General features: G+C 71.0%; 14 protein-coding genes. 7 read left to right on the top strand and 7 right to left on the bottom strand.

What is annotated here, in order from left to right:
- Positions 1-12 precede the first annotated feature (12 nt).
- Genes AB0H84_RS05335 through hisF form a run of 4 tightly spaced genes read left to right on the top strand, consistent with a single transcriptional unit; the run spans position 13 to position 2255 of the window.
- On the top strand, positions 13-342 hold the full coding sequence (locus AB0H84_RS05335; protein ID WP_357598442.1) for a hypothetical protein: 330 nt from the start codon (positions 13-15) through the stop codon (positions 340-342).
- Positions 343-1065, top strand: a complete 723-nt coding sequence (gene priA / locus AB0H84_RS05330) for a bifunctional 1-(5-phosphoribosyl)-5-((5-phosphoribosylamino)methylideneamino)imidazole-4-carboxamide isomerase/phosphoribosylanthranilate isomerase PriA (RefSeq protein WP_357598439.1) — start codon at positions 343-345, stop codon at positions 1063-1065.
- 21 nt (positions 1066-1086) lie between these two features.
- On the top strand, positions 1087-1497 hold the full coding sequence (locus AB0H84_RS05325) for a Rid family hydrolase (protein ID WP_357598437.1): 411 nt from the start codon (positions 1087-1089) through the stop codon (positions 1495-1497).
- On the top strand, positions 1494-2255 hold the full coding sequence (gene hisF / locus AB0H84_RS05320; protein ID WP_357598434.1) for an imidazole glycerol phosphate synthase subunit HisF: 762 nt from the start codon (positions 1494-1496) through the stop codon (positions 2253-2255). The genes AB0H84_RS05325 and hisF overlap by 4 nt, the downstream gene beginning before the upstream one ends.
- Before the next feature lie 62 nt (positions 2256-2317).
- Here hisF and AB0H84_RS05315 read toward each other — a convergent pair whose 3' ends face one another.
- The 4 genes from AB0H84_RS05315 to AB0H84_RS05300 form a co-directional block, all read right to left on the bottom strand.
- Positions 2318-3679, bottom strand: a complete 1362-nt coding sequence (locus tag AB0H84_RS05315; RefSeq protein ID WP_357598431.1) for a glutamine synthetase family protein — start codon at positions 3677-3679, stop codon at positions 2318-2320.
- A 61-nt stretch (positions 3680-3740) separates the two neighbouring features.
- Complete coding sequence (locus AB0H84_RS05310; RefSeq protein WP_357598428.1) at positions 3741-3902, bottom strand: hypothetical protein; 162 nt, start codon at positions 3900-3902, stop codon at positions 3741-3743.
- A 127-nt stretch (positions 3903-4029) separates the two neighbouring features.
- Entirely contained in the window at positions 4030-4473 is a 444-nt protein-coding gene (locus AB0H84_RS05305; RefSeq protein WP_357598426.1) for an ABA4-like family protein, read from the bottom strand.
- The gene (locus AB0H84_RS05300) at positions 4470-5378 is read right to left on the bottom strand and encodes a hypothetical protein (RefSeq protein ID WP_357598423.1); all 909 of its coding nucleotides are present in this window, start codon (positions 5376-5378) and stop codon (positions 4470-4472) included. Before AB0H84_RS05300 ends, AB0H84_RS05305 begins: the two co-directional genes overlap by 4 nt.
- A gap of 95 nt (positions 5379-5473) precedes the next feature.
- On the opposite strand from AB0H84_RS05300, the gene AB0H84_RS05295 reads away from it, so the two are divergent.
- Positions 5474-6091, top strand: a complete 618-nt coding sequence (locus tag AB0H84_RS05295) for a MerR family transcriptional regulator (RefSeq protein WP_357598420.1) — start codon at positions 5474-5476, stop codon at positions 6089-6091.
- 14 nt (positions 6092-6105) lie between these two features.
- On the opposite strand, the gene AB0H84_RS05290 is transcribed toward AB0H84_RS05295, so the two are convergent.
- Positions 6106-6735, bottom strand: a complete 630-nt coding sequence (locus AB0H84_RS05290; protein ID WP_357598418.1) for a TIGR03085 family metal-binding protein — start codon at positions 6733-6735, stop codon at positions 6106-6108.
- A gap of 115 nt (positions 6736-6850) precedes the next feature.
- On the opposite strand from AB0H84_RS05290, the gene AB0H84_RS05285 reads away from it, so the two are divergent.
- Both AB0H84_RS05285 and AB0H84_RS05280 read left to right on the top strand, forming a co-directional pair.
- The gene (locus tag AB0H84_RS05285) at positions 6851-8635 is read left to right on the top strand and encodes an ABC transporter ATP-binding protein (protein WP_357599642.1); all 1785 of its coding nucleotides are present in this window, start codon (positions 6851-6853) and stop codon (positions 8633-8635) included.
- Positions 8632-10413 (top strand): ABC transporter ATP-binding protein, encoded by a 1782-nt coding sequence (locus AB0H84_RS05280; protein WP_357598415.1) that lies wholly within the window; start codon positions 8632-8634, stop codon positions 10411-10413. The genes AB0H84_RS05285 and AB0H84_RS05280 overlap by 4 nt, the downstream gene beginning before the upstream one ends.
- Here the strand turns inward: AB0H84_RS05280 and AB0H84_RS05275 are convergent, their stop codons facing one another.
- Both AB0H84_RS05275 and AB0H84_RS05270 read right to left on the bottom strand, forming a co-directional pair.
- Positions 10414-10815, bottom strand: a complete 402-nt coding sequence (locus tag AB0H84_RS05275; RefSeq protein WP_357598412.1) for an ATP-binding protein — start codon at positions 10813-10815, stop codon at positions 10414-10416.
- Positions 10808-11632 carry an MEDS domain-containing protein gene (locus tag AB0H84_RS05270; protein ID WP_357598409.1) on the bottom strand — a complete coding sequence of 275 codons (825 nt, stop codon included), beginning with the start codon at positions 11630-11632 and terminating at the stop codon, positions 10808-10810. Before AB0H84_RS05270 ends, AB0H84_RS05275 begins: the two co-directional genes overlap by 8 nt.
- Positions 11633-11641 lie beyond the last annotated feature (9 nt).

The raw sequence follows: 11641 nt of genomic DNA, 5'->3' as shown, positions 1-11641 counted from the left end.
CCGCGAGATCCCATGAGCAAGGAGCGTGCGCGCCGGCGGGCCGAGCGGGAGGCGGAGCGGGCGCGCGCGATCCGGGCCAACGAGGAGCGGCAGGCGCGCAGGGCGCGCCGCCGCGCGCTCCTGACCAGGCTGATCCCGCGCCCGGTGCGGTTCTACCGCCAGGGCGGCCTGATCGCCCGCCGCCACCGCGCCCAGAACGTCGCGCTCGGGCTGGGCTTCCTGTTCGTGCAGGCGATCGTCTGGCTGCTGTGGAGGTCCATCTTCCTCAGTTTCGGCGTGTTCGTCTTCTCGCTGCTGCTCGCGCCCGTTGTCCTGACCCTCGCTTTCGACCGGAGGACCTGAATGTCGCTCGTGTTGTTGCCCGCCGTGGACGTCGCCGACGGCCAGGCCGTACGCCTGGTGCAGGGCGAGGCCGGCACCGAGACCGGCTACGGCGAGCCGCTCGCCGCCGCGCTGGCCTGGCAGGAGGCGGGCGCCGAGTGGGTCCATCTGGTCGACCTCGACGCCGCGTTCGGCCGGGGCAGCAACCGGGACCTGCTCACCGACGTCATCGGCCGGCTCGACGTGAACGTGGAGCTGTCCGGCGGCATCCGTGACGACGACTCCCTGGCCGCCGCGCTGGCCACCGGCTGCCGCCGGGTCAACATCGGCACCGCCGCGCTGGAGAACCCCGAGTGGTGCCGGAAGGTCATCGCCGAGCACGGCGACAGGATCGCGGTCGGGCTGGACGTGCGCGGCACCACGCTGGCGGCCCGGGGCTGGACCGAGGACGGCGGTGACCTGTGGGAGGTGCTCGACCGGCTCGAGTCGGACGGCTGTCCCCGCTACGTCGTCACCGACGTGACCAAGGACGGCATGCTCCAGGGCCCCAACCTCGACCTCTACCGCCGGATCCTGGCCCGCACCGGCAGGCCGGTCGTGGCCAGCGGCGGCGTCTCCTCCCTGGATGACCTGCGCGCACTCGCCACACTCGTCCCCGACGGACTCGAAGGGGCCATCGTGGGCAAGGCTCTCTACGCTCACGCGTTCACACTGGAAGACGCGCTTGCCGCAGTACGCGTGTAGCGCTTGCCGGGAGGGGGCGAGATGAGCGTTGGCATCTTCGGCATGGAAAGCACCGGATCGCGGGTGTTCTCCGGCGGCATCTGGGAGGAGAGGTACGGCTACGCCCGCGCAGTCGTCGCGGGTGATCGGGTGATCGTGTCCGGCTGCACGGCCACGGTCGGCGGAGAGGTGCGCCATCTGGGCGACGCCTACAGGCAGAGCCTGACCGCGATCGACATCGCGCTGGAGGCCGTCACGACAGGCGGCCTGACCTGCGAGGACGTGGTCATGGTCCGTTACTATGTGGTGGAGCAGCGCCACTTCGACCTCGTGGGCCAGGCCATCGGCGAGGTCTTCGGAAAGGTGCGCCCCGCCTGCACTGGAGTGAGGGTGGCCGGACTGGTCGACCCTCGGATGCTGGTCGAGATCGAAATCGAGGCTGTTCGAGCATGACCGTAGCCGTAAGAGTCATCCCCTGTCTCGACGTGGACGCCGGGCGCGTGGTAAAGGGCGTCAACTTCGAGAACCTGCGCGACGCCGGCGACCCCGTCGAGCTCGCCAGGCGCTACGACGAGGAGGGCGCCGACGAGCTCACCTTCCTCGACATCACCGCGTCGTCCGGCGAGCGGGAGACCATGCTCGACGTCGTGCGCCGGACGGCCGAGCAGGTGTTCATCCCGCTGACCGTCGGCGGCGGCGTCCGCGCGGTCGAGGACGTCGACCGGCTGCTGCGCGCCGGGGCCGACAAGGTGGCGCTCAACACGGCCGCCATCGCCCGGCCCGAGCTGCTTACCGAGGCGTCCCGGCGGTTCGGCGCCCAGTGCATCGTGCTGTCCGTGGACGCCCGGCGCGCCCCGGGCACCGCCAGCGGGTTCGAGGTGACCACGCACGGCGGGCGGCGCGGCACCGGCATCGACGCGGTGGAGTGGGCGGCGCGCGGCGAGGAGCTGGGCGTGGGCGAGATCCTGCTCAACTCGATGGACGGTGACGGCACGCTCGACGGCTACGACCTGGAGATGCTGCGCGCGGTGCGTGCCGCGGTGCGGGTCCCGGTGATCGCCAGCGGCGGCGCCGGCCGCCTGGAGGACTTCCCTCCGGCGGTGGCGGCGGGCGCCGACGCGGTGCTGGCGGCCTCGGTGTTCCACTTCGGCACGCTCAAGATCTCCGAGGTCAAGGAGACGCTCCGCCTGGCGGGCCACTCGGTCCGCTGACCGCCCCCCCGATGGGTGGGCGCCGTCCACCCATCGGCCAGGCGGCGCGCCGGGCGTGCCCCTCAGAACACCCGCATGTGGTGGAACAGCTCGTAGGCGACGTCCTTGGCCGCGAACGCCGCCGCCTCGGAGCGCTTGACCGCCAGGTACGCGCTGCGCCGAAGCGGCCCCAGCGCCTCCATGAGCACCTCGTCCGCCTCCAGCGCGTCCAGCGCCTCCTCCAGCGACGAGGGCAGGCGCGTGTACTGGCCGGGCCGCGTGTCCGGGTCCACGTCCACGGCAGGTCCGGGGTCCAGCTTGCGGCGGATGCCGTCCAGGCCCGCGTGGATGACGGCCCCGAGCGCCAGGTACGGGTTGGCGGCGGAGTCCGACGGCTTGAGCTCCAGGTTCGGCTCGCCGCTCTCGCCGAGCGGGGAGCACACGCGGACCGCCGCCTCCCGGTTGTCGGGCCCGTAGACCGCGTACGCGCTCGACCACATGCGGGGCGCCAGCCGCCGGAAGCTGTTGACGCTCCCGCACGTCAGCGCCGTCAGGGCGGGCAGGTGGGCGATCAGGCCGCCGATGAACCCGTCACGCACCTCGCTCTCCTCGGCGAAGACGTTCCGCGTCTCCTTCCACAGCGACAGATGCAGATGAGCCCCGTTGCCCGCCTGGTCGGCCAGCGGCTTGGGGGCGAGCGTCGCCCACATCTGCATGCGCAGGGCGACCCCGCGCACGGTCTCGCGGTAGAGGACGTGGTTGTCGGCGGCGCGCAGCGCGGGCGCGTGGCGGATGGACAGCTCCTGCTGTCCCGGCCCCAGCTCGGGATGGTAGTGCTCGACCCGGAGCCCCTGCTGCTCCAGGGCGTGGATGAGTTTGATCGTGTAGTCGTGGGCAGTGTCGAATCCGGCGTTCGCGTAGCAGAGCGAGTCGTCGAGCGGGACCAGCCGGTCGGGGCCGCCGGCCGGGTCCGGCAGGCGGCGGCCGAGGGTGAACTCCGGCTCGAACGCGGCCACCAGCGAGTAACCTGCGGCGGCCAGCTCGGCCACGGCCTCCTTGAGGAAGGTGCGCGGGCAGGCCCCCCAGGGCGTGCCGTCGGGCAGGCACAGGTCCGACAGCATCGCCGCCGCGCCGGGGGCGTGCGGCAACGGGACATAGGTGGTGGGGTCGGGAAGAATGCGCACCTCGCCCACCGGACCCAGGTGCTCGACCTCCTGGAGCTGGTCGAGCATGTTCATCGCCATCATGGCCACCGTGTGCCCGATGCCCGTGCTGAGCCGTTCGGCCAGCCGTGACCGGGATGCCGCCTTCCCCCGGATCACGCCAGCGTGGTCGGCGTAGAGAAAACGGATCAGCTCGATGCCCTCGAGCTCAGCTCGCTCGAGGATCCGCCGCGCATTCGGATCGAGCTGATTGATCTTGGTGCCGCTCGGGCGATCTCTCATCCTGCCTGCGTAACACGATCCGGCGGCGCGGGGAAGCACCTGACGCAGACAGGACCTCGCGTCAGGTCAGAACATTGGTAAAGAAGACAGCCAGTTGGTTGGCGCCCTGGAGAATTCCATCAAACACTCCGTTGACCGCCGCCGCAGCCTGGGCCGGCTTGGTGAAAAGGTAGAACACCACGAACGCGACAGCCACGTAGGTGAGCACCTTCTTGACCTGCATGGGGGCCTCCTGCAGTCCATTCCCAGCCGTATATACCCGGATCTGGGCGATCACTGGCATCTTCTGTGAAGATGTTCATGATCATAACCGGGGGGCTTCTTTCCTCTGCCATGGTACGGGTTAGAACTCAGGCGTGAGCCCCTACCGCGCCGGTATTTCTGCGATAGGGGAGACGGATCACCAGATAGATCGGCAGCGCGATCGGCGACAGCAAGATCGTGAAGATCAGCGTCGGGGCCATGACCAGCGGATGGATGCTCCTCTCGCGGCTGTCGAGGTACATCCACCGCCCGAGGAAGAGGTCCCAGGCGATGATCTGCGCCCACAGTGCGGTCAGGGCCTCCGGCCTGGTCACCAGCTCCTGCAGCCCCTCCAGCGAGGGCCGGGTCACCACCGGCCAGAACTCGCCGAACAGGGGTACGAGCAGGACCAGTTCGACGGCCACCGCGGGCAGCACGATAAGGGGTGAGCCGGCGATCAGGCGGGTGAGCCGCCAGGTGGGCGCCAGGATCATCAGCGCCCAGAACGGCGCGGCCACGTAGAAGCTCAGGTCGAACAGGAACGAGGTCATGGGGCGGCCTCTCTCTTGGGGCGGAGCGCGAGCGCGGCCGCGCCGAGTGCGGTGACGACCAGGACGCCCAGCACGGCCAGGGTCGCGGCGTCGGGACGGATCAGCGGCTGGCCGCGCAGGGCCTGCCACAGGATGAGGAGGAACAGGCCGCCGTAGGCGAGGCCGGCGACGACCACCAGGCGCAGCCGCACCTCTTCGCGGCGCAGGACGGCGAAACGCGCGGACAGGGCCGCGAGCAGCAGCGCGAACAGGGGGAGCAGCTGCAGGGCGTGCATGCCCACGAAGTGCGGAACGCGCAGGTCGCCGCCGATGGTGCTCCAGCCGACCACGGGCAGTCCCGGACCGCCGTCGGCCACGCCCACGCTGTGGGCGCCGGCGAAGTCCTCGGCCCACGTCTGCCCGGGCACGCCGGTCACCATCAGGCCGCCGGAGGCCAGGCCGAGCGTGGAGACGACCAGGCCGAGCCGGACCGTCCAGGTGCTCACGCGGTCTGTCTGGCGTCCGCTGATCAAGAAGGCCGCGGCGACCAGGTTGGCCAGCATGAGCAGGCCGATCGTGACGCCCATGGCGATCCAGATCGACCGGTCGAGCGGGGTCGCCTCGTTGAAGTGGCTGTGCCGGCCGCGGGCCGCCTGGAAGGCGATGAGCGCGACCTCACCCAGCCCGGCCACGACCAGGGTGGTGCCCGCCCACCAGCTCACCCGCCCGGCCCGGTGGCGCAGCGAGAGCAGCCAGGCCCACGTGAACGCGTACAGGGTGAACGAGATCGTGAACTTCAGGGGTTTGATCCAGATCGGGAGGCCGTCGAGCGTGCGGCCGTCCACGAAGACGAGGACGAGGAAGACCAGGCTCAGCGCGGCCATGGCGGCGGTGAAGAGCAGGAGTGGGCGGTGCCATCGCAGCATGGGGGCCTCCTGAGCGGATAGTGGATAGCACTACTTCTCACTATCTATAGCTAAGCTATCCATATCCGGCAAGAGGGGGTTGTGAAAGCGTGCGCATGGCGGAGCTGAGCGAGTCGACCGGTATCCCGGTCCCGACGATCAAGTACTACATACGGGAGGGCCTCGTGGCGCCCGGCCAGCCGACCGGCCGCAACCAGGCCGACTACACCGAGGAGCACGTGCGCAGGCTCAAGCTCGTACGCGCCCTCGTCGAGTACGGCGGGCTGTCCATCGCGGTCCTCCGCGACTTGATCGCGCGAATCGACAATCCGGACCTCGAGGCGTTCGACCTGCTCGGCGCGGCGCAGAAGACCGTGACCCAGGCCAAGGAGCCGCGGCCCGGGCCGTACAAGGACAGGGCGGAGCGCCGCCTGCACGAGCTGCTCACCGAGCGGGGCTGGCGGATCAGGACCGGCGACCCCGCCTACCGTACGGCCGTCGGCGTGCTGGCGACCCTCGACGAGGTCGGCCGCCAGGACATGCTCGACGTGCTGGGCTCCTACGCCGAGGCCGCCGAGCAGATCGCCGAGATCGACGTCAGCCTCGTCGGCGACGTGACCGACCGCGAGCACGCGGTGGAGATCGTGATCATCGGAACCTCGGTGGGCGACACGCTGATCGCCTCGCTGCGCCGGCTGGCCCAGGCCTCCGTCGGGGAGCGGCTGTACACCTAGAGCCGGGGGAGCGGCTATACGCCTAGAGAGGCGTCGCGGAGCCGGTCGGCGGCCTCGGGGTCGCCGGTCAGCTCGACCCGGGCGTGGCGCTGGCGCCCGAAGCAGAACATCAGCAGCTCGCCGGCCCGCCCCGTCACCTCGACCTTGGCGCCGCCGCGGGGGCCGCCGAGCGCCACGCCGCCGCCGAGCCGGTGCAGCACCACGCCCACCGGCGCCTTGCGCAGCATCAGCCGGGCGCCCGAGGCGACCCGCTTCCAGATGAGCCGCTCGAGGTCGTCGGAGAGCTCGCGCGGCTCCCACTCCGGCTGGGCGCGCCGGACGTCCTCGTGGTGGACGAAGAACTCCAGCGTGTTGACGGCCTCGTCGAGGGAGGGCAGCAGCCCGTAGACGCCGCCCGGCTTGCGCACCATGCCGACCAGCTCGGGATAGGGGTGCCTGGCCTTGAGACCGTTCTGCACGGAGGCGGTGTAGCCGGCCAGGGGCTTGATCGCGATGCCGCCCATCGCGTCGGGCCGGCGCTCGCGCAGCACCAGGTGGGCGGCCAGGTCGTACGTGCTCCAGTCCGTGCAGAGCGTCGGCGCGTCGGGGCCGAGGCGGTCGAACAGGTCGCACAGCGCGGTGCGTTCGTCGCGAGCGTGTGTCACATGGGCAACCCTACCCGCGGGAATAACGTACGGATCTGGCGTGATAGGGACTTAGGCAGATATGGCAGATTGAAGGGATCATTTCCGCGTGGCGACGAAGGTCACCTCGGCCGTGATGCGTCAAGGACTCCGTGTCCTTGGGGTGGCCATTCGTACGGAGAAGGCGTTGTTCGCGCTGGCGGTCCTGGCCAGCGCGGTCTACGGGGGCATGACCGTGGGCTCCGCGTGGGCGCTCGGCTGGGCGACGCAGCACGTGGTGCTGCCCACGTTCGCCCAGGGCAACGTCGCCTCGGGAGCGCTGTGGACGGGAACGCTGCTGATCCTCGGCGCGGCGCTGCTCAAGTCGTTCGGCGTGGCCGGGCGGCGCATCCTCGCCGGGGTCATCCAGTACCGCATGCAGGCCAGGTCGCGCAGGGACGTGACCAAGCAGTACCTGCGGCTGCCGCTGTCCTGGCACCATCAGCACCCGACCGGCCAGCTGCTCTCGAACGCCAGCGCCGACGCCGAGGCCGCCTGGGCGCCGCTCGCGCCGCTGCCGATGGCCGTGGGCGTGATCGTCATGCTGTTCACCGCGGCGATCGCGATGGTGTTCACCGACCTCATGCTCGCGCTGGTGGGCTTCCTGATTTTTCCGGCTATCGCCGTACTTAACCTGATTTATCAGCGCAAGCTCAGCCCGCTCGCCACCCGCGCCCAGCAGCTGCGCGCCGAGGTGAGCGAGATCGCGCACGAGAGCTTCGACGGCGCGCTCGTCGTCAAGACGCTCGGCAGGGAGGAGCTGGAGACCGACCGGTTCCGGCGGCGCGCCCACGAGCTGCGCGACGCCAACATCGCCGTCGGGCGCGTGCGCGGGCTGTTCGACCCGATGCTGGAGGCGCTGCCCACGATCGGGGTGCTCGCGGTGCTCGCCGTCGGCGCGCTGCGGCTGTCGGGCGGCTCCATCGACTCCGGCGACCTGGTGCAGGTGGCGTACCTGTTCACGCTGCTGGCCTTCCCGATCAGGGCGCTCGGCTGGGTGCTGGCCGAGCTGCCGCGCAGCGTCGTCGGCTGGCAGCGGGTGCAGGCCGTGCTGGATGCGACCGGCTCCATGGAGTACGGGCAGGCGGTCACGACCTCGTCCGCCCCGGCGGCGCTGGAGGTCCGCGACGTCTCGTACGCCTACGGCGAGGCCGAGGTGCTGCACGACGTGAGCTTCGACGTGCCCGCAGGCCGTACCGTCGCGCTGGTGGGGCCCACCGGCTCGGGCAAGTCCACGCTCGTGCAGCTGCTGGTCAGGCTCGTGGACCCCGACGCGGGCCGCGTGCTGCTCGACGGCGTGGACCTGCGCGAGCTGGCCTACGGCGGCATCGCCGAGTCGGTGGCGCTGGTGCCGCAGCAGACGTTCCTGTTCGACGACAGCGTGCGCGGCAACATCGCGCTCGGGCTGGAGACCGGCGACGAGGACGTGTGGGCCGCCCTGCGGCTGGCCCAGGCCGACGGGTTCGTCGCCAGGCTCGCCGACGGGCTCGACACCCGGGTCGGCGAGCGCGGCGCATCGCTCTCCGGCGGCCAGCGCCAGCGCATCGCGCTGGCCCGCGCCGTCGTGCGCCGGCCGCGCCTGCTCATCCTCGACGACGCCACCTCCAGCGTGGACCCGCAGGTCGAGGCCAAGATCCTCTACGGGCTGCGGGACGCCGCCGAGGCGTCGACCGTCGTGGTCGTCGCCTACCGGATGGCCACGATCGCCCTGGCCGACGAGGTCGTCTACCTGGACCACGGCCGCGTCGTGGACCGAGGGACACACGAGGAGCTGCTCAAGCGCTGCGCCGGCTACCGCAACCTGGTGACCGCGTACGAGCGCGAGGAGGCGGAGCGCGCCGCCATGGACGTGACGGTCGAAGGAGAAGAGGTCAGCGCATGACGGCGCAGAGCATTCAGGGCAATTCCGAACGTTCCGCGCTGGAGACGATCCGTCAGGGGCTCTCGCTCACCCCCGAGTTCCGCAAAGGGCTGGCGGGGACGCTGGCGCTGGCCGTCGTCGCGACCACCGGCAAGATCATCGTGCCGATCGCGGTCCAGCAGACGATCGACACGGGCCTCAAGGGCGGCGCTCCGGACATTCCCTACATCACCGGGGCCGTCCTGGTGTGCGCGGTGGCCGTGCTGCTCACGGCGGTCGCCGCGTACATCATGAACGTCCGCCTCTACAAGGCGACGGAGTCGTCCCTCGCGACCCTGCGCGTGCGCGGCTTCCGCCACGTGCACGACCTGTCCGTGCTCACCCAGAACACCGAGCGGCGCGGCGCGCTGGTCTCGCGCGTCACCAACGACATCGACCAGATCAGCAACTTCATGCAGTGGGGCGGGCTGATGATCATCGTGGCGTTCGGCCAGCTGCTCGTGGCCACCGTCCTGATGTTCGTCTACTCCTGGCAGCTCACGCTGCTCGTCTGGGCCTGTTTCGTCCCGCTCATGATCGCCCTGCCGCGCTTCCAGAGGCTGCTGTCGCGGGCGTACACGGTCGTGCGGGAGCGCACCGGCGACATGCTCGCGGCCGTCAGCGAGTCCGTCGTCGGTGCCGCCGTCATCAGGGCGTACGCCTCCGAGCGCCGCACCGCCGAGCGCATCGACAACGCCGTGAACGCCAACAGGAGCGCCCAGGTCAGGGCGCAGACCATCGTCGGCTTCGTCTTCCCGCTGACGGAGATCGTGGCCGCCGTCGCCATCGCCGGGATCGTGCTGCTCGGCGTCCGGCTCGGCCTGTCGGGGGACATCACCCAGGGGCAGCTGGTGGCGTTCCTGTTCCTGGTCACCCTCTTCGTCTCGCCGCTGCAGACCGCCACCGAGGTGCTGAACGAGGCGCAGAACGCGGTCGCCGGCTGGCGCCGCATCCTCGGCGTCCTCGACACCCCGCCCGACGTGGCCGACCCCGGCGACAAGGGCGTGGAGCTGCCCCGCGGTCCCATCTCGGTCGCCTTCGAGGACGTGCACTTCTCCTATCCGGGCGGCGCCCCCGTGCTGCGCGAGGTCACGCTGGAGATCCCGCCGCGCTCCCGGATCGCCGTGGTGGGGGAGACGGGGTCGGGCAAGACCACGTTCGCCAAGCTCCTGACCCGCCTCATGGACCCGGCATCGGGACGGGTCACGGTGGACGGCAGCGACCTGCGCGACGTGCGCTTCTCCTCCCTGCGCGAGCGGATCGTCATGGTGCCGCAGGACGGCTTCCTGTTCGACGGGACGCTGGAGGAGAACATCCGCTACGGCAAGCCGTCGGCCACCACCGAGGAGATCGAGCTCGCGATGACCGAGCTGGGCCTGGCCGACTGGCTGGAGGGCCTGCCTGCGGGCCTGGACACACCCGTGGGCCAGCGCGGCGAGTCGCTCTCGGCCGGAGAGCGGCAGCTCGTCGCGCTGGCGCGCGCCTATCTCGCCGACCCCGACCTGCTCCTGCTGGACGAGGCCACCTCGGCGGTGGACCCGGCGACGGAGGTGCGGCTCGCGCGGGCGCTGGAGGGGGTCACGCGGGGCCGTACGGCCATCTCGATCGCGCACCGCCTGTCGACCGCCGAGAACGCCGACGAGGTCCTGGTCTTCGACGCCGGCCGTCTGGTGCAGCGCGGGCCGCACGCCGAGCTGGTCAAGGAGCCGGGAGTGTACGCCGACCTGCACGCCTCCTGGGTCTCGGCCGCCCACTCCTGATCAGCGCTCCACGGCGGTGCAGAGGGCGGCGAACGTCACGGTCGTGCCCCCTGGCCCGGACACGATCGTGATGTGCTCGCACAGCATGCGCGTCAACCACAACCCCCGCCCGCGGAACTCGAACCCCGCGGGCGGCCGCGTGTCGCCCATCCACCCCGCGGGCAGTCCCGGCCCCTCGTCGGTCACCTCGCACCACAACCGCCCGCCGTGCGACCACAGCCGCAGCCGCCCGTACCCTCCGCCGTGGACCACGGCGTTGGTGGTGATCTCGTTGACCGCGAGCACGAAGTCCTCCAGGCGCCGTCCGCTCAGCCCTTCGTAGGCGGCGTGCTCGGCGACCGCCTTGCGAAGGAGCGTGATGCGCCCGCGCGCGAAACTCGCGCACAGCACCTGTCTACGCATCGCCCACCCGGCGAACGGTGATGAACTCGTCCGCCCTGATCAGCCTGAGCACCCTGGCCATGGAGTCGCCGCAGACGACCACGGTGGACCCACGGGGCCGCGCCATGGCCGTGAGAGTCAGCAGCTGCGCCGAGCCGGCGTCGATGAACGAGAGATCGGAGGCGTCGATCACGACCTCCCCGGGCTCCTTCTCCAGCCGCCCCAGCAACGACGCGAACGCCTGCCTGTTGGTCAGGTCGACGTCACCCCAGACCCGCAGCCCGCGCGGCTCGTTGGCGAAGCGGAGCAGCGCCTGCTCGGGCGCGACCGGGTGCACGGACATGGCCCGCTCGATGGCCTCGCGGGCGAACAGGGTGCGGTCGTACTGGCAGACGGCCGCCAGCCACCGCTCGCCGAACAGCTCGTTGGCCGCCGCCTCGAACGCCGCCTGCCCGCCCGCGTCACATGCTCCCCAGGACGCGTCGACCAGGGCGTACACGCCGTGCTGGCCGTGCTTGCGCGCCCTGTCCTTGGCGTCGGTCAGCTTCCTGAGCACCCGGTCGGGGTCGAGGCGGCCGTCGGTGAAGTGGGTCTCGGCGCAGGCCAGGATCTCGACCTGCCCGGCCGACTCGGCGTCGGCCAGCCCCGGCACGAGCGGCCCCAGCCACCCGCGCGTCCGCTCGGGGCTCTCGGCATGGGTGATGATCATCACTTTGGTACGGCGGCGCAAGCCGTTCACCGTGAACGCCCTCGTCGCCGCCATCCGCTCGCGCCGGTCCTCGAACGGCAGGCACACGTGATCCCCCAGGTCGGGATCGAGGACGGAGCCCTGCACCACGATGCGGTC

It is taken from the genome of Nonomuraea sp. NPDC050786, assembly GCF_040654115.1.
GTDB lineage: Bacteria > Actinomycetota > Actinomycetes > Streptosporangiales > Streptosporangiaceae > Nonomuraea.
The sequence above is the reverse complement of the archived record's forward strand: the minus strand, read 5'-3'. Positions and strand labels throughout refer to the sequence as shown.

Coding starts and splice junctions, on each gene's coding strand:
- AB0H84_RS05300 (WP_357598423.1), bottom strand. CDS start 5,378: ATGCTGCGATGGCACCGCCCACTCCTGCTCTTCACCGCCGCCATGGCC.
- AB0H84_RS05280 (WP_357598415.1), top strand. CDS start 8,632: ATGACGGCGCAGAGCATTCAGGGCAATTCCGAACGTTCCGCGCTGGAG.
- AB0H84_RS05285 (WP_357599642.1), top strand. CDS start 6,851: ATGCGTCAAGGACTCCGTGTCCTTGGGGTGGCCATTCGTACGGAGAAG.
- hisF (WP_357598434.1), top strand. CDS start 1,494: ATGACCGTAGCCGTAAGAGTCATCCCCTGTCTCGACGTGGACGCCGGG.
- AB0H84_RS05335 (WP_357598442.1), top strand. CDS start 13: ATGAGCAAGGAGCGTGCGCGCCGGCGGGCCGAGCGGGAGGCGGAGCGG.
- AB0H84_RS05305 (WP_357598426.1), bottom strand. CDS start 4,473: ATGACCTCGTTCCTGTTCGACCTGAGCTTCTACGTGGCCGCGCCGTTC.
- AB0H84_RS05295 (WP_357598420.1), top strand. CDS start 5,474: ATGGCGGAGCTGAGCGAGTCGACCGGTATCCCGGTCCCGACGATCAAG.
- AB0H84_RS05310 (WP_357598428.1), bottom strand. CDS start 3,902: ATGCAGGTCAAGAAGGTGCTCACCTACGTGGCTGTCGCGTTCGTGGTG.
- AB0H84_RS05275 (WP_357598412.1), bottom strand. CDS start 10,815: ATGCGTAGACAGGTGCTGTGCGCGAGTTTCGCGCGCGGGCGCATCACG.
- priA (WP_357598439.1), top strand. CDS start 343: ATGTCGCTCGTGTTGTTGCCCGCCGTGGACGTCGCCGACGGCCAGGCC.
- AB0H84_RS05325 (WP_357598437.1), top strand. CDS start 1,087: ATGAGCGTTGGCATCTTCGGCATGGAAAGCACCGGATCGCGGGTGTTC.
- AB0H84_RS05315 (WP_357598431.1), bottom strand. CDS start 3,679: ATGAGAGATCGCCCGAGCGGCACCAAGATCAATCAGCTCGATCCGAAT.